General features: G+C 72.6%; 21 protein-coding genes. 9 read left to right on the plus strand and 12 right to left on the minus strand.

The annotated features are described in order from the left end of the window. Nucleotides 1-325: 325 nt before the first annotated feature. The gene (locus SANBI_RS18275) at nt 326-1999 is read left to right on the plus strand and encodes an AAA family ATPase (protein WP_319157600.1); all 1674 of its coding nucleotides are present in this window, start codon (nt 326-328) and stop codon (nt 1997-1999) included. A 151-nt stretch (nt 2000-2150) separates the two neighbouring features. Here the strand turns inward: SANBI_RS18275 and SANBI_RS18280 are convergent, their stop codons facing one another. Next, on the minus strand, nt 2151-2885 hold the full coding sequence (locus tag SANBI_RS18280; protein ID WP_319157602.1) for a FadR/GntR family transcriptional regulator: 735 nt from the start codon (nt 2883-2885) through the stop codon (nt 2151-2153). A 206-nt stretch (nt 2886-3091) separates the two neighbouring features. Here SANBI_RS18280 and SANBI_RS18285 point away from each other — a divergent pair, with 206 nt between their 5' ends. Continuing rightward, nucleotides 3092-3568, plus strand: coding sequence for a gluconokinase (locus SANBI_RS18285; protein ID WP_408669767.1), 477 nt, complete (start codon nt 3092-3094; stop codon nt 3566-3568). A gap of 76 nt (nt 3569-3644) precedes the next feature. Further along, nucleotides 3645-5027, plus strand: a complete 1383-nt coding sequence (locus SANBI_RS18290; RefSeq protein WP_319157605.1) for a GntP family permease — start codon at nt 3645-3647, stop codon at nt 5025-5027. 122 nt (nt 5028-5149) lie between these two features. Here SANBI_RS18290 and SANBI_RS18295 read toward each other — a convergent pair whose 3' ends face one another. Both SANBI_RS18295 and SANBI_RS18300 read right to left on the minus strand, forming a co-directional pair. After that, on the minus strand, nt 5150-7006 hold the full coding sequence (locus SANBI_RS18295; protein WP_319157607.1) for a glycoside hydrolase family 15 protein: 1857 nt from the start codon (nt 7004-7006) through the stop codon (nt 5150-5152). A gap of 257 nt (nt 7007-7263) precedes the next feature. Further along, nucleotides 7264-7644, minus strand: coding sequence for a DUF3817 domain-containing protein (locus SANBI_RS18300; RefSeq protein ID WP_319157609.1), 381 nt, complete (start codon nt 7642-7644; stop codon nt 7264-7266). A gap of 174 nt (nt 7645-7818) precedes the next feature. Between SANBI_RS18300 and SANBI_RS18305 the strand changes: the two genes are divergently transcribed. Beyond that, a complete protein-coding gene (locus tag SANBI_RS18305) occupies nt 7819-8049 on the plus strand; it encodes a hypothetical protein (protein WP_319157612.1) in 231 nt (76 codons plus the stop codon). Nucleotides 8050-8139: 90 nt separating this feature from the next. Next, nucleotides 8140-8562 carry a GNAT family N-acetyltransferase gene (locus SANBI_RS18310; RefSeq protein WP_319157613.1) on the plus strand — a complete coding sequence of 141 codons (423 nt, stop codon included), beginning with the start codon at nt 8140-8142 and terminating at the stop codon, nt 8560-8562. A gap of 162 nt (nt 8563-8724) precedes the next feature. Here the strand turns inward: SANBI_RS18310 and SANBI_RS18315 are convergent, their stop codons facing one another. The 7 genes from SANBI_RS18315 to SANBI_RS18345 all read right to left on the minus strand — a co-directional run bounded on the left by SANBI_RS18315 (nt 8725) and on the right by SANBI_RS18345 (nt 15631). Continuing rightward, a complete protein-coding gene (locus tag SANBI_RS18315; protein WP_319157615.1) occupies nt 8725-9369 on the minus strand; it encodes a DUF998 domain-containing protein in 645 nt (214 codons plus the stop codon). A gap of 94 nt (nt 9370-9463) precedes the next feature. Continuing rightward, complete coding sequence (locus SANBI_RS18320; protein WP_319157617.1) at nt 9464-10333, minus strand: ABC transporter ATP-binding protein; 870 nt, start codon at nt 10331-10333, stop codon at nt 9464-9466. A gap of 68 nt (nt 10334-10401) precedes the next feature. Next, entirely contained in the window at nt 10402-11445 is a 1044-nt protein-coding gene (fepG, locus tag SANBI_RS18325; protein ID WP_319161365.1) for an iron-enterobactin ABC transporter permease, read from the minus strand. 113 nt (nt 11446-11558) lie between these two features. Further along, nucleotides 11559-12638, minus strand: coding sequence for a Fe(3+)-siderophore ABC transporter permease (fepD, locus tag SANBI_RS18330; RefSeq protein ID WP_408669768.1), 1080 nt, complete (start codon nt 12636-12638; stop codon nt 11559-11561). Between the two features lie 120 nt (nt 12639-12758). Beyond that, nucleotides 12759-13634 (minus strand): siderophore-interacting protein, encoded by an 876-nt coding sequence (locus tag SANBI_RS18335; protein WP_319157621.1) that lies wholly within the window; start codon nt 13632-13634, stop codon nt 12759-12761. Then, complete coding sequence (locus SANBI_RS18340; protein WP_319157623.1) at nt 13631-14608, minus strand: ABC transporter substrate-binding protein; 978 nt, start codon at nt 14606-14608, stop codon at nt 13631-13633. The genes SANBI_RS18335 and SANBI_RS18340 overlap by 4 nt, the downstream gene beginning before the upstream one ends. A 129-nt stretch (nt 14609-14737) precedes the next feature. Continuing rightward, entirely contained in the window at nt 14738-15631 is an 894-nt protein-coding gene (locus SANBI_RS18345; protein WP_319157625.1) for a helix-turn-helix domain-containing protein, read from the minus strand. Nucleotides 15632-15686: 55 nt separating this feature from the next. On the opposite strand from SANBI_RS18345, the gene SANBI_RS18350 reads away from it, so the two are divergent. The 4 genes from SANBI_RS18350 to SANBI_RS18365 all read left to right on the plus strand — a co-directional run bounded on the left by SANBI_RS18350 (nt 15687) and on the right by SANBI_RS18365 (nt 21557). Further along, entirely contained in the window at nt 15687-17462 is a 1776-nt protein-coding gene (locus SANBI_RS18350; RefSeq protein ID WP_319157627.1) for an ABC transporter ATP-binding protein, read from the plus strand. Then, nucleotides 17459-19342, plus strand: a complete 1884-nt coding sequence (locus SANBI_RS18355; RefSeq protein ID WP_319157629.1) for an ABC transporter ATP-binding protein — start codon at nt 17459-17461, stop codon at nt 19340-19342. Before SANBI_RS18350 ends, SANBI_RS18355 begins: the two co-directional genes overlap by 4 nt. After that, nucleotides 19339-19851 (plus strand): MarR family winged helix-turn-helix transcriptional regulator, encoded by a 513-nt coding sequence (locus tag SANBI_RS18360; RefSeq protein ID WP_319157631.1) that lies wholly within the window; start codon nt 19339-19341, stop codon nt 19849-19851. Before SANBI_RS18355 ends, SANBI_RS18360 begins: the two co-directional genes overlap by 4 nt. 170 nt (nt 19852-20021) lie before the next feature. Then, nucleotides 20022-21557: a hypothetical protein gene (locus SANBI_RS18365; RefSeq protein WP_319157633.1), complete on the plus strand. Its 1536-nt coding sequence runs from the start codon at nt 20022-20024 to the stop codon at nt 21555-21557. Nucleotides 21558-21625: 68 nt separating this feature from the next. Here the strand turns inward: SANBI_RS18365 and SANBI_RS18370 are convergent, their stop codons facing one another. Both SANBI_RS18370 and pcp read right to left on the minus strand, forming a co-directional pair. Further along, a complete protein-coding gene (locus SANBI_RS18370; protein ID WP_012868691.1) occupies nt 21626-21799 on the minus strand; it encodes a CsbD family protein in 174 nt (57 codons plus the stop codon). A 168-nt stretch (nt 21800-21967) separates the two neighbouring features. Further along, the gene (pcp, locus tag SANBI_RS18375) at nt 21968-22621 is read right to left on the minus strand and encodes a pyroglutamyl-peptidase I (protein WP_319157636.1); all 654 of its coding nucleotides are present in this window, start codon (nt 22619-22621) and stop codon (nt 21968-21970) included. Between the last annotated feature and the right edge of the window lie 113 nt (nt 22622-22734).

Raw genomic sequence — 22734 nt, forward strand, 5'->3', positions numbered from 1 at the left:
GGGCTGGGCTGCTCTCCCGAGTCCACACCCGGACCCGGCCGACAACCAGGGCCCTGGCACTACCCCTCTCGCGCCCTGCCGGTCGTGGGACGGCCCCCGTCCCACGCGTAGACGCTCCATCCAGCGATGCGCCGCACGCCGGACGGGGAGAACTCCCCGGTGCGGGGACGCCGCTGCCGACCTACGCTCGTCGGAGCGCGGTCCGGGGCACGGACGCCACCCGGCGGACTCAGACCGGGCGTGCACCCGTGCCGTGCGAGCGGCTCGGGACCGTGCCCTCCCCAGCCCGTGCACGCGTCACGCGCGGCGAGAGAAGGAGTCACACATGAGCAGCTCGACGGTCCCGGACTGGCCCCTGATCGAGGCCACCACCCGACCCGACGGTTCTGCGGAGGTCGTCATCGCGGGGACCTCCCACCCCATCGACACCACCTCGCTCGAGGACGCACGGGCTGCCATCGTCGCGACGGTCACCGAGACCGCGGTCGAGCTCGGCCGCCCGGTCCGCATGACCGCGACCGGGCCCGACGGCCGGTGGCCGCTCGTGGTGCACCCCGACGGCAGCGTGCTGGACGACGACACGGCCTCGAGCCCACGCGCCCCCCGTCGTGCGGCCGCCGTGCCGTCAGCACCCCCGGCTCCGCCCGCACCCCCTGCTCCTGCGGGCGACGCTGTGCCGCAGCCGACACAGAGCACCACGCCCGGTCTGCCGACGGGACCGTCTGAGTCTGCGCAGCCGACACCCGCTCCTCCGGCACCTGAGCCGGCACCGACCCCCGAGCCCGAGGTCGCCCCCTCGGCACCCCCCGCACCCTCGCCGTCGGCCGCTCCGCCCGCCCCTGCCCCGGGCGCACCCTCACCTTCTCCCGCCCCGACGGCCCCCGGCGCCTGGGCGCCCGGCACCGCGGCTCCCGCGTACCCGGGCCAGTCAGCCGCTCCGGTCCTGACGAGCCCAACGGCCCCGCAGCCGCCTGGCCCGCTCCCGCTGAGCAGCACGCTCTCCTCCCTCGCTGCCCCGACCCCGCCGCGCGGGGTCGGCACACAGCACCAGCCGAGCACCCAGGCAGCACCCGAGACGCGCCGCGAGCGCCGCTCCTTCCTCACCGAGGAGCAGCGCGAAGAGCCCGCGACCCAGGGTGTGCGGGGTCTGCTGACGCGCGCGGGTGTGCGGATGAGCCCGAGCGACGCCGAGCGGGCGGAGCGTGCCGACAGGCTCGCTGTCAGCCAGCACTGGCCTGGTCCGCGGACCATCGCTGTGGTCAACGGCAAGGGTGGTGCGGGCAAGACGCCGACCACGGTGCTGCTCGCCGCGGTCTTCGCACGCTACGGCGGTGCAGGGGTGCTGACCTGGGACAACAACCAGACCCGCGGCACGCTGGGATGGCGCACCGAGCAGGGTCCGCACGAGGCGACGCTGCTCGACCTGCTGCCTCAGGTCGACCGCCTGCTGAGCACCGGCGCGCAGTCGGCCGACCTCGCGCACTACGTTCACCACCAGACGCGCGACCGCTTCGACGTGCTGCGCTCCAAGCCGATGGCCCTCGCGCAGGACCAGCGGATCGAGCCCGAGGACGTCGACGCGATCCACGCCGTGGCGGCCAAGTACTACAGGCTGATCTTCATCGACTCGGGGAACGACGAGTCCGACCCCATGTGGCGCCGGATGATCCACCACGCCGACCAGATCGTCGTGGCCACGACCACGCGCGACGACCACGCCGAGGCCGGTGCGCTGCTGCTCGAGGGGCTCGCGACGGTCGACGCCAAGGCGGCCGAGCTCGCGCGCAACGCCGTGGTGGTCGTCAGCCAGGCCGACCCCAAGGCCACGACGGCAGACGTGCAGCGGGTTGCGACCGGGTACGGGGACCTGGCGCGGGAGACCGTCACGGTGCCCTTCGACCCGGCGATGGTCGACGGCGTGCTGCGGCACGGGTCGCTGCGTCCTGCGACGCAGCGCGCGTGGCTGGCCGCCGGTGCGGCGGTCGCGCGCGGGCTCTGACGAGCGGGGCGCGGCCGAGCCGGTCCTGGTCTAGCCGGTCCTGGTCGAGCCACGCGCGGCCGAGCCAGAGGAGCCTGGACCGGGCGCGGCCGGAGCGCGCCTGATGGTGCAAGGCCTGGTCGTGCAGGCCTGGTCGAGCAGGGCCTGGCGGTCAGCCCGGCGCGCCGGCCGTCTCCTCGACACCCTGCGACAGGACGCCCGGGAGCGCGCCCTGGACCTCGTCGACGATCGCGGACATCGCGCGCTGAGCCGCGGCAGCGTCACCGAGAGCGACTGCCCGGGCCACGGCCTCGTGCTCGGCGAGGGCTGTCGGGACGGGCGAGGCGGGCATGAGCCCGATGGCCGTGCGACCCGACAGGACGGCTGCGATCACCTCGGAGAAGGCACCGAAGAGCTCGTTGCCGCTCGAGCGCAGCAGCAGCTCGTGCATGCGGATGTCGAGGGCGAGGAACTCCGCCTCACGTCCCGCACCGGCCTCGCCGAGGAGCCGCATGCGTGCGGCGATGTCGGTGATCTCGCTCCGCACCTCGGCCGAGGCGTGCCGTGCCGCCCCCGCTGCGGCGAGCGGTTCGACGGCGTGGCGCAGCTCGGTGAGGCTGCGCAGCTGTGCGACCCGTCCGGGGCCTTCGAGACGCCAGAGGATCACGCGCGGGTCGAGCACGTTCCAGCTGTCGATCCCGAGGACGACGAGCCCCACCCGGCGGCTCGACCTCACCAGACCCAGGCCCTCGAGCAGGCGCATGACCTCGCGCGCGACGGTCCGGGAGATCCCGAACTCGTCCCCGAGGCCTTGGAGGGTCAGCACGGTCCCGGCGGGGACCTCGCCGCCGGTGATCCGGCGGCCGAGAGTCTCGAGCACAGGGCTGTGGAGGACGTCGGCGGGCACGGCCCAAGACTACGTCCGGGAGACTCCTCCACAGACGAGGGGTTGCAAAGGTGTTATCAATGAGCGATGCTCGGTCGGTGGACATCGACGTCGCCGGCGCGCAGAGCGCAGCCCCAGAGCACAGCACCCCATCCCCCGCCGTCTCGGCCCGCCCCGGCGTCGTCGCCGACGGACCAGCCGCCTCCTCACCCCGCCTGCTCGTGGTCATGGGCGTGGCCGGGTGCGGCAAGACGACAACCGCCGCCCTGCTGGCCGGACGCCTCGGCGCCACCTTCGCTGAGGGAGACGAGTTCCACTCCACCGCCAACGTGACCAAGATGTCGCTCGGCCACCCGCTGACCGACGAGGACCGCTGGCCCTGGCTCCGCGGCATCCGCGACTGGTTGGCCGCCGAGGCCCAGGCCGGCCACAGCGCCGTCGTGCCGTGCAGCTCGCTCAAGCGCAGCTACCGCGACGTCCTCCGCGAGGCCGGCCCCGTCGAGTTCGTGCACCTCACGGGCTCACGGGAGCTGCTGTCCGAGAGGATCCAGGGCCGGGCAGGGCACTTCATGAAGCCGGAGATGCTCACCTCGCAGCTCAACACCCTCGAACCCCTCGCCGACGACGAGGCCGGGTTCACGGTCGACATCGCCCCGCGACCGGACGCGATCGTCGACACGATCATCCGGAACCTCGACCTCTGACCCACAGCACCACCGGCCGACGGCACAGCTGCCCCGGTCGTCCCATCCCCCCACGCCACACGTCGACGGAGACACCATGACGCCCGAGGACTGGACACAGACACTCACGGCAGGACCGCTGCTCGGCATCGCCGCAGCATCGATCGCGGTCCTGCTCGTACTCATCATCTGGCTGAAGATGCACGCCTTCGTGGCGCTCGTCCTCGTCAGCCTGCTCACCGCCGTCGCGACCGGGATCCCGGTCGGCTCCGTCGTGCCTGTCATGACAGGAGGCTTCGGCACCACGCTCGCCAGCGTCGCGCTGCTCGTGGCCCTCGGCGCGATGCTCGGACGGCTCGTCGAGACGAGCGGAGGCGCGAAAGTCCTCTCGGACTCCCTCGTCGACAGGTTCGGTGAGAAGCGTGCACCCTTCGCGCTCGGGCTCGCCTCGCTGATCTTCGGCTTCCCGATCTTCTTCGACGCGGGCCTCGTGGTCATGCTGCCGATCGTCTTCGCCGTCGCCCGCAGGCTCGGCGGGTCCGTGCTGCTGTACGGGCTCCCCGTCGCCGGTGCGTTCTCGGTCATGCACATCTACGTGCCCCCGCACCCCGGCCCCGTGGCCGCGACCGAGCTGCTCGGCGCGAGCATCGGCACGGTCCTGGCCGTCGGCCTCGTCGTGGCCATCCCCACCTGGTACGTCACCGCCTACCTCTACGGCAAGCTCATGGGCAACCGGATCAACCTGCCCGTCCCGAGCATCCTCGGCGAGGCCGACCAGGACGCGATCGACAACCCGCCGTCCTTCGGCACCGTCGTCTCGATCCTGCTGCTGCCGCTCGTCCTCATCTTCGCCAACACCGGGCTCAACGCCCTCGCGACCGCAGGTACGGTCGACGCCGACGCCGTCTGGGTGCAGGCCTTCCGTGCGCTCGGGGAGACCCCCGTCGCCCTCCTCGTCACGCTGCTCGTCGCCACCTACGTCCTGGGCCGCCGGCGCGGGCAGTCGGGCTCGGCGATCGAGAAGATCGTCGACTCCGCGCTCGGCCCCGTCGCCTCGGTCATCCTCATCACCGGCGCCGGCGGCATGTTCGGCGGGGTGCTCCGTGCCTCCGGCATCGGCGACGCGCTGGCCGACGTGCTCGGCGACCTCGGGGTCCCCGTGATCGTCGCGGGATTCCTCATCGCCGCGGTCCTGCGCGTGGCGCAGGGCTCGGCCACCGTCGCCCTCACGACGGCTGCGGGCCTCATCGCCCCGGCCGTCGCCGCCGGCGGCTACAGCTCGATCCAGCTCGCGACCGTGGTGGTGGCTGTCGCCGCCGGGTCCGTGGTGCTGAGCCACGTCAACGACTCCGGCTTCTGGCTCGTCGGGCGGTTCTTCGACATGGACGTCAAGACGACGTTCAAGACCTGGACCGTCATGGAGACCCTCATCGGTCTCATGGGCTTCGCCATCGCGATGGCGATCTTCGCGGTCGTCTGACGCATGCGGCCTGACGCGCCGTCGTCTGGCACGGCGCTCGTCGGACGACGCGCCGCGTGACGCACAGCGTTCCTGCAGCACGGCTCGAGGGGCGGGCATCTCCGGTCGGAGGTGCCCGCCCCTCAGTCGTCGTCCCCGACGGCGAGCGCGGCCTGGACGAGCGCCAGGTGGCTCAGGGCCTGCGGCAGGTTGCCGAGGAACTCCCCGGTGCTCTCGTCGATCATCTCGGACCAGATCCCCACGTCGTTCGCCTGCTCGAGCAGCTCGTCCATCCAGGCGGCGGCCTCCTCGCGGCGCCCGACGTGGGCCATCGCGGCGACACCCCAGAAGGCGCACGCGACGAAGGTCGCCTCTTCCTCGCGCATGCCCGTGTACCTGTAGAGCAGCGGCCCGGCGCCGAGCTCGCGGCGCAGGGCGTCGATGGTCCGGCTCATCCGTTCGCCGCGGTCGAAGCCGCTCATGGCGTGCAGCAAGATCGACGCGTCGAGGTCGGTGCTCCCCGGGTACATGACGTAGGCCCCGAGCTCCTCAGACCAGCACTCCGTCTCGACCCACGTGCGGATGCGCTCAGCCTCGGCCCGCCACCTGTCGGGGACGCCGGGGATCTGGCCGGCCTCGGCGAGGTGCACAGCACAGACGAGCGCCTGCCAGCAGCCGAGCTTCGACGTGGTGTAGTGACGCTCTTCGGTGAGCTCCCAGATCCCGGCGTCGAGGCGGTGCCACGCGTCGCAGGCCTCGTCGGCGATGGACGCGAGCAACCGGCCGGTCTCGGCGTCGAGCAGGTTGCCCGCGTCGACGTAGCCACGGACCACCCCGAGCAGGTCGCCGTACACACCGAGCTGGAGCTGCTCGGCGGCGTGGTTGCCGTCGACCACGGGGCCGATGCCCCGCCAGCCGGGGACCTGGGCGAAGGCGTGCTCGCCCGGCAGCTCGCCCCCGAGCGAGTAGAACACCCGCATGTCGGACTCGCGGAGCGTGGTGAGCGTCCAGCTGATCGCCGCGTGGGTCTCCTCCGTGAGGCCGAAGCCGATGAGGGCGTCGACGGCGTAGGCCGTGTCACGCAGCCAGGAATAGCGGTAGTCCCAGTTCTTGCCGCCGGCGAGGCTCTCAGGCAGCGACGTGGTGCCCGCCGCGGCGATCGAGCCCGACGGAGCGTAGATCAGCAGCTTGAGGGCGAGGGCGCTGCGCTGGACGGCCTTGCCCCAGCGGCCGTCGTAGTGGAAGGCCTCGGTCCAGGCGCGCCAGTTGTCGACGGTGCGGTCGACTCCCTCGTCGAGGGCCTCGGGCGTCGGCAGGAACACGGGCTCGCGGCCCGTGCCGACGAGCCCGATCGTGTGCCTCGATCCTGGCGAGGTGCTGAAGACCCCGGAGATCGACTGGTCGGCCGCGACGCAGGTGGTGTCCCCGAGCAGCCGGACGGCGAGGGTGACGCCGTCGACCCGCAAGACCGGACCGTGCACGGTCTCCTGGACCCACGGCGACGCCGTCGCGAACACCGTGCCGGGGAGCACCCGCCACTCCATCGGTACGGTCCCGCTCAGACCGTCGACGCGCCGGGCGAGCTCGGTCCACGGCAGCCGCCCGGCGACACCGGTGTTGAGCGAGTCCGTGACCCGGACCGTCCCGGTGGCCGTGGTGAAGGTCGTCTGGAGCACGTTGGTCCCGATGACGTACTGACGCTGCACCTGGAACGGCTGCGTGGGAGCGAGCTCGAGACAGCCACCGGCCTGCCCGTCGAGCAGAGACGCGAAGACCGGACGCGAGTCGAGGTTCGGCACCGGGAACCAGTCGATGCGGCCGTCGTCCGCGACGAGGGCGACCGTCCGGCCGTCGCCGATCGCGGCGTACGAGCGCAGCGGGACATAGCCGTCGGTGCGGGCCGACGGGTCACGCGGCTCGTCGCGGTCCCGGTGGCCGGAGCCCTCGACGTTGTCGCCGGCGTCGCCGTCGAGGTTGCCGAGGCTGCCCTGCTCGGTCATCGCGCACCTCCGAGGTGTCCGGTGCCTGTCGCGGGCGAGACGTCGTGCAGCATGGGGCTCCGTCCCAGAGTGAGAAAAGAGCCTGCGCGCGTCTGCGCGAGGCTCTCTCTCATCGTCAGGTCGGGGCGGTCGGGCCGCAACCGGCGGGGTGAGGTGCAGGTGCAGGCCGCGCGTGACCGGGTTGGTCGTGACCGGCCTGGTCGGCACCGGGCGGGTGGTCCGAGGACCGGGCGTGCGAGGGCGGCGCGTGCGAGACCTCAGGCGAGGACGGAGTCGCCGTCCCTGTCGCGGCCTGCTGCGCCCGTGCGCGCGGGGCGCGCCTCGGGGGCCACCAGCAGGTGGTGGCGACGGGCCCACATCTCGAAGACGAGGGTCATGAGCGGGGGCACGCTCGCCGCGAGCGCGACGAGGGCGACCTTCCACGACCACCGGAGCTTCACCGCGGCGACGAGGGCCACGATCACATAGAGGACGAAGACTCCCCCGTGCAGGCGGCCGAACAACCAGACGCCCTGGTCGGTGGTCTCCGTGACGTACTTGAGGAACATGCCGACCAGGAGTCCGGCCCAGGTGAAGGCCTCGACGAGGGCGACGACGGAGAAGACTCGTCCGACGGTGGACGGGCGGGGGGAGGTCATGGAGGGAGTCCTGTTCGTGGGGGGTCGGTGACGACCTGGCGGGCAGGTGCGGGCAGGTCCGGTGAGGGGTCGGCCCGGGGGTGCGTGCGCATCCTACGGGCGAGGGCTGGGAGGTCACGGGGAGCTGCGAGGCAACGACTCCACGCCGACAAGGTCACACGGGATGATCGACTCATGGCGACCGATCAGGACGACGACAGAGGATCCTCCGCAAGGGCGCTCCCGACCTCTCCGGCACGAACCACCGCCGACGCACCGGAGGAGAGTGGCTCAGCAAGGGACTGCGAAGCGGAGAGGGAAGAGCGAGAGCGTCGCGACATCGCAGTGCTCGTCGCGGAGATGGACGCGACGAACGGTCCCGCCGACGAGGCCGCCGTCCAACGCGCCACCGAGCTCCGGAGCTGAACGGCCAGGTACGGATCGACTGCTCGACCACGCCGAGGGGCACCTGCGACAGGTTGACGCGTGACCTGGCGTGCGGGTGATACTCGGGGCATGGAGATCGAGTACGACGACGACCCTCGACGTGTGCAGCGCGACGTCGTGCGGCGCTGGCTGTCGACCGAGGCCTACTGGGGCCGGTGGCGCGGCGACGCTGACATCGACGCGTCCCTCGACGGGTCGTGGCGCGTCGTCGGGGCGTACCGCACCGACACGGGCGAGCTGGTCGGCTGCGCACGCGCGGTGTCCGACGGGGTCGGCTTCGCCTACCTCGCCGACGTGTTCGTCGTCGCCGAGGCCCGAGGTCACGGTGTCGGGACAGGACTGGTCCGGACGATGATCGACGAGGGCCCGGGTGCCCTCTTCCGGTGGACCCTGTTCACGTCTGACGCGCACGGGCTCTATGCGAAGCATGGTTTCGGGCCGCCCGACGAGACCGCGATGGTGCGCCCGGCGGGCGACCTCGTCGGGCGCTGAGGCAGCGCCGGTCAGCCGGCTGGTGCGCCTCGTGGGAGCCCGTCGGTCGACGGTCGAGCATCCACCGCGGGACCGCGACCTGGGCGATGACGGGCCCACGGTCCGCGCCACGGCGCAGAGGCGCGGGCTCTGACAGGCAGGACGACGGTCACCTCTCCGGTGTCACACGGCCCGGCGACGCCTCCGGAGCGCGACCGTGACGACGAGCGGCCACAACGACTGCGCCCCCGCGACGAGGCGTTCCGTGAACCCGGTGAGCGCACCGTCGTCGGGTGTCACCTGCTGGAGCTCGGCGACGAAGACCCCGACGAGGGCGAGCAGGACGACCGAGACCGGGACGGCGACCTTCGCCGACAGCACCCCCTGCCCACCGCGGCGGGCCGCGAGCGCCGGCCACAGCCCGAGAGCCCCGAAGCCGACGGCCGCCGAGATGCCGTGCAGCTGGGGGTGGGTGTCGGAGGGGAACATCGCGACGGCGAAGGTCGCCAGACCGCCGAGCACGAGGAACGCCCGGCCCGCCACCGGGACCTCCCGCAGTCCAGACGCCGTGACGCAGTGCGCGATCCCGGTCACCGCGAGCCCAGCACCCATGACCCAGGGCGCGACCATGCCCGCGGTCGCGAGGTCGCTGATGGTGTCGCGGACCGGGTCGAAGGACGGCTGGAGCGCCTGCGACAACGTCCACCCGCCGATCATCGCGACGGGGGCGACCACCGACGAGACGAGGGCCCACCACGGGGGCCGGTGGTCGTCGGGCAGCGCGTGACGGACGGGGGACGAGGTCGCGCGAGGGGAGCCGGAGGTCATCCGACCACTATCAGCACCCACGCCCCACCCCGCGACCCCAGGCAGCACCTTCACCCTGCCCGCGCAGTCGAGGCGACCTCGTCGCGGGGCCGGATCAGGCCTCGGGCTCCTCCGCGGTGTGCGGGCGGCCGAGCGGGATGACGAGCGGGGTCTTGCTCACGGGGTCCTCGATGATCATGCAGCGCAGGCCGAAGACCTCTTCGACGAGCTCGGCGGTGATGATCTCCTCGGGGCGCCCCTGCGCGACGACGGCGCCGTCTTTCATCGCGATGAGGTGGGTCGCGTAGCGGCAGGCGTGGTTGAGGTCGTGCAGCACGGCGACGAGGGTGTGCCCGTGGCGGTTGAGGTCGCCGAAGAGCTCGAGCAGCTCGATCTGGTGGGCGATGTCGAGGAAGGTCGTCGGCTCGTCGAGCAGCAGCAGCGGGGTCTCCTGCGCGAGGACCATGGACACCCACACGCGCTGGCGCTGCCCGCCGGACAGCTCGTCGACCAGGCGGCTGGACAGCGCCGTGACCTGGGTGGCCTCGAGCGCCCGGACGACCGCCGCCTCGTCCTCGACAGACCACTGACGCAGCAGCTTCTGGTGCGGGTAGCGGCCGCGCGCGACGAGGTCGGCGACGGTGATGCCGTCGGGGGCGATCGACGTCTGCGGCAGCAGACCGAGACGACGCGCGACCTCTTTCGCCTTGTACGAGGTGATGGCCTCGCCGTCGAGCACGACCTGCCCGTCCGAGGGCTTGAGCAGCCGCGACAGCGCGCGCAGCAGCGTCGACTTGCCGCAGGCGTTCGGCCCCACGATCACGGTGAAGGAGTCGTCGGGGATCTCGACGGTCAGGCCCTTCGACACCGGGTGCTCGGAGTACCCGATGGTCACGCCCTCGGCGCGCAGGCGCGGACCCTCGTCTGCGGTGCGGCGGGCAGCCGGGCCTGTCGCGGTGGTGGAGCCGAGCACGTCGGTCGTCATCTGGGTGGTCTCTCTGCGAGGAGGGCGAGGGGTCTGGTCGGGCACGGTCTGGGTGGTCTGGTCGCGTCTCACTGGCGCCTGGCCTCTCGGGCGAGCAGCCACACGAGGTAGCAGCCGCCGACGCTCACCGTGACGACACCCACCGGCAGCTGGGTCGGGGCGAAGGCACGCTGCGCGGCGAGATCGCTCACCACGAGCAGCAGCGCCCCGAGGACGGCCGAGGGCAGCATCGCGACCGAGGGGCTGCGGGTGAGCCGCCGGGCGAGCTGGGGTGCCGCGAGGGAGATGAACGCGATCGGCCCGGCGGCCGCCGTGACGAGCGCTGTGAGCGCGACACCGAGCACGAGCATCACGAGGCGCGTCGGCTCCGTGCGGACGCCGAGGGCCTGCGCGGCGTCGTCGCCCATCTCGAGGATCCCCATCCGTCGGCTGAGCACCACGAGGGCGGGCAGCAGCACGACGAGGATGATGGTCACCGGCGCGACCTGCGTCCAGGACAGCCCGTTGAGCGAGCCTGCTCCCCACGCTGCGGCGCTCATGGCCTTCTCGAGGTCCGCCTTGATGATCAGCCACGTGTTGACCGAGGCGAGCACGGCGCTGATCGCGATCCCGACGATGATGAGCCGGAACCCCTGCGCACCGCCGCGGTAGGCGAGGGCGTAGACGAGGCCGGCCGTCACCAGACCACCGACCATCGCGCCGGCGGCGATGTCGTAGTACGAGCCGCCGAGCAGCAGGATGACGACGAGCGCCCCGGTGTAGGCACCGGTGTTGAAGCCGATGATGTCGGGGCTGCCGAGCGGGTTGCGCGTCATGGACTGGAAGATCGCCCCGCTCGCCCCGAGGGCCGCGCCGAGAAGCAGGGCGAGCAGCACCCGGGGCAGCCGCCAGTCGACGACGACCATGCGGACCACCGTCGTCGTCTCGCCGAAGAGCGCCTGCAGGACGTCGGGGACGGACACCTGGTAGTCGCCGACACCGAGGGCGACGAGGCCGACGCCGAGGGCGACGACGGTCAGGGCGACGAGCACCACAAGGGTGCGCAGGTCCACCCGGCCGGAGAACCGCCCGCGGGCGAGCCGCAGGGTCCAGGTGGGTCGCCCGGTGCTCACGCGCCGGGAGCTCCCCGACGCGCTGGTCGGAGACTTCGCAGCACGCGGGGCTGGCGGCGTCTGCTGGGACCGCGGGGTCGGCGGCGTCCCGCCCGGGGTCTCGAGGTCGGCGCTCACAGCCCGCTCACCTTCCGTCGTCGGACGAGCCAGATGAGCACGGGTGCCCCGACGAAGGCCGTGACGATCCCGACCTGGAGCTCGCCGGGACGCAGCACGACGCGCCCGAGGACGTCGGAGACGAGCAGCAGCGTGGGTGCCATGACGAGGGTGTACGGCATGATCCAGCGCTGGTCGGGGCCGACGAACCACCGGGCGACGTGCGGGACCATGAGGCCGACGAAGCCGATCGGCCCGGCGGCGGCTGTCGCCGCGCCGCACAGGAGCGTCACGCCGACGACCACCCAGATGCGGGTCCGGGTGAGGTTCGCCCCGAGCGAGCTGGCGAGGTCGTCGCCGAGCGCGACGGCGTTGAGCGGGCGGGCGACGAGCAGCGCGACGAGGGTCCCGGCGACGATGAACGGGGTGACGGTCCCGACCATCTCCCAGGTGCGGTTGCTCAGGGTGCCCGCGCCCCAGAACCGCATGGCGTCGAAGACCCGCGGGTTGAGCAGCGTGATCCCCGACGAGATGCCGCCGAGGACGGCGCCGATCGCGATCCCCGCGAGGGTCAGCCGGACCGGCGTGGTGCCGCCACGGCCCATCGACCCGATGACGTAGACGACGACGGTCGTCACGACGGCGCCGAGGAAGGCGAACCAGATGTACTGCTGGATGTTCACGACCCCGAAGACGGCGACGCCGACGACCACCGCGAAGCCCGCTCCCGCGTTGACCCCGAGGATCCCGGGGTCGGCGAGCGGGTTGCGGGTCAAGGCCTGGATCATCGCGCCCGACAGCCCGAGCGCGATGCCGACGAGCAGCCCGAGGACCGTCCGGGGGGCGCGCATGTCGCGGACGATGATGTGGTCGTTCGACCCGTCGGGCGAGAAGAGCCCGCTGAGCACCGTGGCGAAGGGGATGTTTTTCGAGCCGACGGCGAGGCTCAGCAGCAGCGCGACGGCGAGCACCGCGACGAGGACCAGCAGCCAGAAGGCGCGGGTGGCGTTGGTGTGCGCGAGGCCGGCGGGGGCTGCGGACGCCTCGGGCAGCGTGCCGCCCTCCGCGGTCACGGCGACCACCGGTCCGCCCGCCACGCCGGCCGTCCCACCTGGCGTGGCGCTCTCAGCCGTCTCCGGACCGCCCGGGGGCAGGTGCCTGCCGGGCGGCTGAGCGCCGGTGTCTCTCGTCGAGGTCGTCATCGTCTCGTCCCTGCCCTACAGCCCGAGGGTCTCGAGCGTCGCGAAGTACTCGTCTTCGATCTCCTCGACCGCGCGGCCCTCGTCGTCCCAGAGCCTCATGAGCCACTGCTTGGTCTCGGCGTCGACGGCGTCCCAGCTCTCGGTCCACTCTTCGACCTTGTCGGTCCAGTAGCCGATCACCTTGTAGGCGGTGCCGGGGAGCCCGCGCTCGTGGCGCAGGTGCTTGCGGACCGTGCGCATGACCTTGGCCTCCCCGGCGAACCACACGTAGCCGACGCCGTCGGGCAGGTCGACGGTCCGCAGGATCTCGTCGAGGCGGGACTGGCTGTGGCCGTTGCCGCCGTAGACCCAGACGACGTCGACGCCGGGACTGGAGAAGTCTTGCTGGTGGGACTCGTCCGGGACCTCGACGATCACGCGGGTGCGCACACCGGCCGGAGCCTGCTCGACCAGGCGTCCGACGGCCGGCAGCCCCGTCGCGTCGGCGAGCAGCAGCTGCCACTCGAGGTCGGCGGGCGGGCTGTAGAGACCGCACGGAGAGTTCAGCCCGACGACGTCGCCGACGGTCGCGTGCTGCGCCCAGGTCGCCGCGACCCCGCCCTCGTGCACCACGAAGTCGATGGTCAGGGTGCCCGCCGACGGGTCGACGGCGCGCACCGTGTAGGTGCGCATCGGCGACGGTGTGACGCCCTCGGGGTAGTCCCAGCTCTTCTCCGTCGCGAAGGGCAGCACAGGCTCGGACTCCCCCGGGGCCGGCAGGAACACCCGGAGGTACTCGTCCCCCACGCCGGTCGACACGAAGTCGGCGACGCCCTCGCCCCCGAGGACGATGCGGATCATGCCGGCGGTGAGGCGGGTGGTCGAGACGACCTCGGCGCGGAAGATCTTCACGGCAGCAGCGCCTTCTCGACCTCTTCGAGGAAGGCGTACTGGCCCGACGGCGAGCCGTAGATCATCTCCAGGTCGCTCGTGAAGATCTGCCCCTGCGTGACGAAGGGCAGCTGCTGCCACACGGCGTTGCCCGCGAGCGCCTCGAAGGCGTCACCGAAGCTGCCGTCGTCCTCGGGTGCCATCGAGGTGAACACGGCGTCGATCCCGTCGAGCTGGCCGACCTCTTCGAAGCTGAGGGTCGCACCCTCGCCGTCGGACAGCGGGGTGATGTCGAGGCCGAGGTCGTCGAAGACGAGGCACGGGGTGCCGTAGCAGGAGACGGTGACCTGGTCGCCGTCCACGCCGACCGACCCGACCACGGGGTCGAGCCCCGCCTCGTCGAGACGAGCCCGGATGTCGTCGACCTTCGCCTGGTACCTCTCGGTCCAGGCGTCGTGCTCGGCAGTGCGTCCGAGGGCCTCGGCGAGGGCCTCGAACTTCACGCGCCAGTCGCTCCCGTCGAAGCCGTTGAAGGAGTACGTCGGGGCGATCTCGGCGAGCTTCGTGCCGATGCTCTCGTCGTAGCCGAGACCGTTGACGATGAGGTCGGGCTGCGCGGCGAGGATCGACTCGTAGCTGAACTCCGGGAAGTTCGTGAACGGCGTGATGCCCTCGAGCGCCTCCTGGTCGAAGAAGGACGGGAAGGTCGAGTAGCCGTCGTCGCGGATCGGCTGGCTCTGAGCCAGCGGCACACCGAGGGTGATGAGCATGTCGAGGTCGGTCGTGTACATGCCGAGGGCGGCCTGCGGTTCTGTCGGCAGGGTGACCTCGCCGAACTCGCTCTCGACGGTGCGGGTCGTCGCCTCGGCGCTCGAGCCTGGCGCTGCGTCTGTGCCGGTCGAGGCGTCGCTCGTGGTCGAGCAGGCGCCGAGCAGCAGGGCGGCCACGCCGGCTGCTGCGAGCGCGGCGGAGGTGCGCGTGGTGGTGCGTGTCATGGGAGGTCCTTGGGTCGAGGCGGCAGGCCCGGGGTGCTGCGGACGGCGGGTCACCGACCCGGTCTCGCGCTACTTAGGCTTACCTACCCTAACTTTAGCCTCGTGCAGGGTGAAGGTGTCCAGTGCGTCTCACCGGCCAGACGCTGTCGCCGACAGGCCCTCACCGGGCGCACCGTCGCCCTCTGAGGCAGGGGCCCCACGCGACGCGCTCGAGAGGTACCAGCCCGGGGTGTGCCCGAGGACCTTGCGGAAGGACTGCACGAAGGCGCTCGGGGTCGAGTACCCCACGCGCCGGCTCACAGCCCCGACAGAGAGCCCCGAGGCCAGCAGACCCACCGCGAGACGCACCCGGGCGTGCACCCGCCACTGCGCGAAGGTCATCCCCGTCTCCCTGTGGAACAGCCTGGAGAGGTTGCGGACGCTCACCGACACCTCGGCACCCCAGTCGTCGAGCGACCTGTGGTCCCCCGGGTCGTCGAGGAGCGTCCGGGCGATCCTCGCGAGCCGCGGGTCGTCTGGCATGGGCAGGACCATCGGCGAGAGGTCCACGGGCTCGAGCAGCCCGACGGCAAGGCCTTCCGAGGCCGCGCGGAGCTCTGGGCGCATGGCCTCGGCCGCCATGTGCACGAGCAGCTCGCGCAGCAGCGGGGTGACGGTCACCGCGGTCGTGCGCGCTGCGAGCGCCGGGGGGACGTCCGCGTCGACGTAGGTGCACCAGAACCCCGTACCGCCCGCGCACTGGACGGCGTGGGCGACCCCGGCCGGGATCCACAGCCCGAGGACCGCAGGGACCATGAAATAGCCGTCTGCGGTCTCGACCGACAGCACACCCTGCGTACCCCACAGCAGCTCGTGGACCTCGTGGCTGTGGGAGTCCCACCTGTCGGGGCCGCTCGGCGGGAAGTGCCGCGAGCGCACGGACCGCACTGCTGGGACGTCCCGTGACGGAGAGGCGGCCCGAGAGACCTGAGACGCCTGGCGGGCCTGGGATGCCTGCGTGACCTGCTGGCCGATGATCGACATGGTCCGGCACGGTATCCCATTGAGGCCACTGCGCGATACGCCTACGGTGACACCCATGCCACCCCGCCGCGTGCCGACGAGCCGCAGACCGAGGACGTCGTCGACGCCACGACGACTGGTCCGTCGACCGGCCGCGGGTGACGGCAGCAGCCGCACCGCACCCGTCGCCCCCTCGGCACCTGACGCCTCAGGGTGGTCGCCCGCGCGCCTCGTGAGGTACTCCCTGCTCGGGTCCGGCCGAGGTCGGCTGCTCGTCGTCGGGAGCCTCGGCTTCGTGCTGCACCAGGTGTGCGAGGCCCTCGTCCCCGTCCTCGTGGGGGTGGTCGTCGACGAGGCGATCGTGCCGCACGACGGCTCCGCGCTCGTGCGGTGGCTGCTCGTGCTCGCCGCCGTCTTCGTGACCCTGACGCTCGCGTGGCGCACCGGGATGCTCGCCACGATGCGTGTCTACGCCGTCGGGCAGCACGACCTGCGCGACCTCGTCGTGCACCGCACGCTCGACCCGCGCGGCTCGACCGCCCCGCGGGCGCCCGGGGAGGTGCTGAGCATCGCGACCTCCGACACCTCACGCGTGGCCGGGACGGCCTGGCTCGTGTCGGAGATGCTGGGTGCCCTCGCCGCGGTGACGACTGTCGCCGTCTCGCTGCTGCTGGTGTCTGTGCCGCTCGGGCTGGCCGTGCTGGTCGCGACACCCGTGGTCCTCGTCGTCATGCACAGGCTGTCCGTGCCGCTCGAGAGCCGCAGCGCCCGCGAGCAGGAGGCGGCGGCCCGGGCCGGAACTCTCGCGACAGACGCGATGGCCGGGCTCCGGGTGCTCAAGGGGCTCGGCGCGGAAGACGCCGCGGCGGCCCGCTACAGGTCGGCGAGCCGGAGCTCGCTCGCCGCCGCCCTGCGCGCAGCACGGTCGAAGGCCGCCTACACCTCGCTCAGCACGGCGCTCTCGTCGGTGTTCCTCGCCGGGATCGCGCTCGGCGCCGGCTGGATGGCGCTGCGCGCGTCGATCACGACAGGCCAGCTGGTCACCGTGGTGGGGCTCGCGCAGCTGGTGCAGGGGCCGATGGCCTCGCTCGGCTTCCTCGGGGTCGACCTCGCGCAGCGACGCGCCTCCGCGCGGCGGCTGTCCACGCTGCTCGCCGACGCGCACCTGCTGGCCGACGGCGGCGACGCCCGCGACCGCGACGCTGCGCCCGACCGCCCCGCCCTGCTCACGCTCCACGGCGTCACGTCGACCGACGGGCTCGACCACGCAGACGTCACGCTGCGGCCGGGCGACGTCGTCGGGGTCGTCGCCGACGACGTCGTGGCTGCCCAGCACCTCGTCGACGCGCTCGGGCTCCGGGCTGCGCCTCGCGCCGGTCTGGTCTCGGTCCGCGGCCAGGACCTCGCGGTCGCCGACGCCTCGACGGTCCGGGCCACGGTGTTCGCAGCCGAGCACGACGCCGCGGTCCTCGCCGGGACGGTCCGCGACGCCGTCTGCCCGGGCCCGGGTCCGCTCGACGACAGGGCCGTCGTCACCTCCGGCCTCACCGAGGTGCTGACCCATCTGCCCGCAGGGCTCGACAGCCCCGTGAGCGCCCGCGGCCACAACCTCTCGGGTGGTCAGCGTCAGCGCCTGGTCCTCGCCCGGGCGCTGCACAGGCCAGAGCCTGTCCTCGTGCTGCACGAGCCCACGACAGCGGTCGACTCGGTCACCGAGGCGGCGATCGCGGGCGGGCTCAGCGCCTTCCCCGAGAAGGCCGTCGTCCTCGTGACGACGAGCCCGGCCCTGCTGGCGGCCTGCAGCACCGTGGTGCGGCTGGCCGAGACGCCCGCCGTGGCGGTGCCCGCATGAGCGAGCCGTCACCTGCCGTGACCACCGAGCCCTCCGCCCCGACCGCACCCGCCTCACCGCCCGCACCGACCACCCGCGTCCCGCTGCCCGTCGCGTCGACCCGTCAGACCCGCGCGGCGACGTGGCAGCTGCTGCGGGAGCGCCGCGGGCGTCTCGCGGCCACCTCGGCCGTGCTGCTGCTCGCCGCGGTCTGCGGCCTGGCGACCCCGGCGCTGCTCGGTGTGCTCGTCGACCAGGTGGTCGACGGGGCGCAGACGTCGGTCCTCGTCGCCGTCGCTGCCGGGCTCCTCGCGGCTGGTCTCACGACGGCCGCCCTGGGCATGGTCGGACGGGTGATGCTCGCGCAGCTCTGCGAGAGCGCGCTCGCCGACCTGCGCGAAGACGTGCTCGACGCGGCGCTCGCCCTGCCCGTCGCCCGGGTCGAGGCGGCTGGCAGCGGCGACGTGGTCTCGAGGGTCTCCGGAGACGTCGAGGCTGTGAGCGACGCGATCACCGGGGTGCTCCCGGCCTTCACCTCGGCGGCCCTGACCATCGCCCTCACGCTCGTCGGCCTCGGGGCCCTCGACTGGCGCTTCGCCGTCGCGGCCGTGGTCGCCGCACCGCTCCAGGCGCTCGCGCTGCGCTGGTTCCTGCGTCGCTCCGGACCCGTCTACAGGACGGTGCGGGTGGCCGAGGCCGAGCGCACCGAGCAGGTCATCGAGACCGTGACCGCACGCCGGACCGTCGTCTCCCTCGGTCTGGGTGCCGCGCACGAGCAGCTCGTCGCCGACAGGTCACGGCACGCGATCGGGCTCTCCCTGCACGCGACAGGTCTGCTCGCGCGCTTCTACAACCAGCTCAACATGGCCGAGCTCGTCGGCTTGTCCTGCGTGCTGAGCGTCGGCTGGTGGCTGGTGGGCAGCGGCGTGGCGAGCATCGGGGCCGCGACCGCCGCGGCGCTGTTCTTCTACAGGTTGTTCGACCCGATCGGCACGGTCCTCGGTCAGGTCGACGAGCTCCAGAAGGCCGGCGCCGGGCTCGCGCGGCTCGTCGGGCTGACAGGGGCACGGTCGGACGCCGGGCAGGCAGCCTGTCGAGAGCCGGCGACCGCGGGCCCGTCAGAGGTCGGCGACGACGTGGTGGTCCTCGACCGCGTGAGCTTCTCCTACGGCGAGCGCCGGGTGCTCGACGAGGTCTCCCTCACCGTGAGAGCAGGCGAGCAGGTGGCCGTCGTCGGGGCCTCGGGCGCGGGAAAGACGACGCTCGCCGCCCTCGTCCTCGGCATCCACCCGCCCGGCTCCGGCACGATCGCGGTCGGTGGCACCTGGCCCCCGCCTCCCCGGTCGACAGTCTTGGTGAGCCAGCAGGTCCACGTGTTCAGCGGGACCCTCGCCGACGACCTCCGGCTGGCAGACCCCACGGCAGAGGACGCGCGGCTGCTCGCAGCGCTCGACACCGTCGGGGCCACCTGGGCGGCAGACCTCGGGCTCGAGACCCTCGTCGGGGCCGGCGGCCGCGAGCTCACGGCGGACCAGGCCCAGCAGCTCGCCCTCGCCCGCCTCGTGCTGGCCGACCCTGTCCTCGCGGTCCTCGACGAGGCCACCGCCGAGGCCGGGTCTGGGAGCGCGTCGGTCCTCGACGAGGCCGCCCGGGCTGCGCTCGAAGGTCGTAGCGCGATCGTCGTCGCGCACAGGCTCAGCCAGGCGGCCTCAGCCGACCGTGTCGTGGTCCTCGACGCCGGCCGTGTCGTGGAGGAGGGCACGCACGACGACCTCGTGCGTGCCGGCGGGACCTACGCGACGCTGTGGGAGGCGTGGTCGTCGGGGCGGACGTCGCAGGTCACGAGCGCAGCCGTCGAATTATTTGAAGAGTCAAGCAAAGGCGGTAGGCTAGGCGCATGACCACGCCCCCCGGACCTGACGACGCACGCTGGCTCTCGAGCGCCGAGAACCTCACGTGGTTGCGCCTGTCCGAGGTGATGATCCGGCTCCCCGCCGCCCTCGACGCCCAGCTGACCCGCGACGCCGGCATCAGCTTCTACGAGTACATGGTCCTCGCGATGCTCTCCGAGCAGGACGACCGCACCCTCGGCATGGGACAGCTCGCCCGGCTGACGAGCGGATCGCTCTCGCGCCTGTCCCACGTGGTCAAGCGCCTCGAGAAGCAGGGCTACGTCCGCCGCGAGGCCAGCCAGCACGACCGCCGCCACACCAACGCGATCCTCACCGACGCAGGCCTCGACAAGATCGTGGCCTCCGCGCCAGGCCACGTCGAGACCGTCCGCCAGCTCGTCTTCGACGCGCTGTCGCCCGACCAGTCCGACAGCCTGCGCGAGGCCGCCACGCTGATCCGCCACCAGATCGACCCCTCCGACGAGTGGAAGCTCGCGCCGGACTCCCCGACGGTCTGAGGTCGTCGGGTCGGCCGCGCTGACGAGGGTCTCCGCACCCCGGCACGAGCCTGGCAGCGCTGCGCCCGACCCGTGCGCCAGATCTGCTCCGCCCGATCTCACCCGGGCACGGGGACTCCACCCCATCCGCAACCCTCGTGCCCGGCGCGGTCTCGCTGCACACTGTGACGATGAGCGCCTCGCCTCCGCCGCCCCCGCCTCCCCCGTCGACGCCTGACGAGCCCGGACGCGGCGGTGGGCCGGCCGTACCCGGTCAGCAGCCCGGACCGTGGGCCGCTCCCCGTCAGCCGGTCCAGCCTGGCTACGGTCAGGCCCCTGGGTCGGCGCCCGCAGGGTGGTCCCCATCCCCGAGCACGTACCCGCCGCAGGGCGGCTACCAGCCGCAGCCGACCGGGTACCCGCACGGCGGTGGGCGCCCGGGCGCACCGCAGCCCTCCGGCTACGCGGCTCAGCAGCCCGGCCAGCCCTCGCGGCCCGGTCGGTCTCCGTGGGCTGCACCTGCGCCGGCTCCGCGCCGCCCACGCCGCTCGCGACGCTGGGCCGTCGCGCTCGGCGTCCTCCTCGTGCTCGCCCTCGGCGGCGGGACGACAGCCGTCCTGGTCGACCGGGCGGACGACCAGCGCGCAGCCCAAGAGCTCACGGACCGTCTGGCGCGCGAGGCCCAGGAGCTGGCCGACGCCGAGACCGCCTACGACGACGCCGTCGAGGACCTCGACAGCGTCGTCGACTCCCTCACCACGCTCGCGACCGACGTCGACCTGGCCCTCACGGACGCCACCTCGGACGTCGACGACGCCACCCTGCTGCTCGACGCCGCACCCGTGGGCGTCGTCCCCGAGGCCGAGCGCACGGCGCTCGACACAGCACGGACCGACCTCTCGACGGCAGTCGACTCCTGGGGCCCGTCGCAGGAGGCACCGGAACCCCCCGACGCCCGTCCGACGACGACCGACGAGATCGTCGAGGCGACCGAGCAGGTGGAAACCGACGTCGAGACCCTCACCACGACGCTCGAGGACACCCAGACCGGGCTCGACACCCTCACCACCCAGCAGGACACGCTCGCCGACGCCGCCGACGCGCTGCTCGCGACGGTGCCTGCCACGTCGCAGAGCTACGTCGACACCTACACGGTCGCGACGAACGCCAGCCGGTCGGAGATGCAGGTCGCGGCCGCCGGCGTCTCGTCGAGCTGGTCGGCCGACAGCAGCACCCAGCTGGCGACCTTCGCGGCCGCTGCGAACGCCGTGGTCACCTCCCAGACCGACCAGGAATGGCTGCTGGCCAACCCCGTCCACCCGAACCGGCCCGTCATCGAGGCCTTCGCCCGCTCGCTCGCCGGCGGGGTGCCCGTCGACTTCGCCTGGGCACCAGAGGTCAACGGCTACGGGCTCGACGGCTCGTCGGGCGGCTACGCCACGTGGAACACCGCGCAGTACGGCTACTCGACCATCACGCTGTCGGACAACGTCGCCGAGCGGTGGCCCGAGGAAGGCGTGCAGGCCCTGGTGGTCCACGAGACCGGGCACGCGATCACGTCCAAGTGCAACGACCTCTATGCGGCGCCGCCCTTCAGCAGCGACGACGAGATGTTCGCGACCTCGTGGGCGATCAGCATGGGATACGACGACGGCAACGGCTCGGGCGAGTGGGCCTACGGCCGGCCGAGCGACGAGCAGATCGCTGCCGCAGGTGCCTGCCGCTGACCCGAGGGACGACGCACGAGAGCCCGCCCCCAGAGATGGGGACGGGCTCTCGTGAAGCTCTGAGGCGATCAGTCGCGGAAGACGTCCTTGACGTTCTCGCCGGCCTTCTTGGCCGAGGCAGCGGACTGGTCCGCCTTGCCCTCAGCCTCGAGGCTCTCGTTGTTCGTGACAGAGCCGGTCGCTTCCTTGACCTTGCCCTTGGCGTCTTCTGCAGCGTTCTTGATCTTGTCACCAAGTCCCATGATGGGCCTCCTCAGGTTGTCCGATGACTCGACGGTACGTGCGTCCCACCGCGCCCGCATCCCGAGGAGAGGGTGACGTCCAGAGCCTCCACAGATCCTGCACGGACGCCTGGCAGACGCACAGATCCGCCGTTCTCGCACGTCGAGAGGCGCCACCCGAGAGGCTGGTCAGTGCGTCGTCCCACCCGTCACCCGCAGGTCGGCCTCGGTCGTCAGGCTCGTGCGCACGATCGTGTCGAGACCCGCGGTGATGACGTCGAGGGTCATGCTCGGGTGCCGGGTGCCCGCCGCCTGCTCCGGCGTGAAGGGGACGTGCACGAAGCCACCGCGCGCGAGCGGTCCGCCGGCCGAGCGGCCCGCGAGCTCGTGCATCACCTGGTAGAACACGTGGTTGCAGACGAAGGTCCCCGCGGTCTGCGAGACCGAGGCCGGGACGCCAGCCGCGGTCATGGCGGCGACGCAGGCCTTGACCGGGAGGGTCGCGAAGTAGGCTGCGGGCCCGCCGGGCACCACGGGCTCGTCGACAGGCGAGAACCCGCCGTTGTCGGGGATGCGGGCGTCGTCGACGTTGATCGCGACCCGCTCGACCGTCACGTCCGGGCGCCCGCCTGCCTGGCCGACCGCGACGACGAGGTCGGGCCGGCTCCGCTCGACCGCCTCCGCGAGCGCCGGGCCCGCCGTGCGGAAGTCGACCGGGAGCTCGAGGGTCACGAGCTCGGCAGGACCGTCCCACGCGGCGGCGAGGCGCTGCACGGCCTGCCAGGACGGGTTGACCGTCTGCCCGCCGAAGGGCTCGAATCCGGTCAGGAGGACGACTGGCACGTGGATCACCTCGGGTGTCGGGAGGCGCCCCCTCTGGGCGCCGGGCGGCTGCACCGCACCTGGGACCACCGTACGGCGCACCGCGGCGCAGCCACACGCACAGGCTTCCCAGT

It is taken from the genome of Sanguibacter biliveldensis (genome assembly GCF_033798665.1).
GTDB lineage: Bacteria > Actinomycetota > Actinomycetes > Actinomycetales > Cellulomonadaceae > Sanguibacter > Sanguibacter inulinus.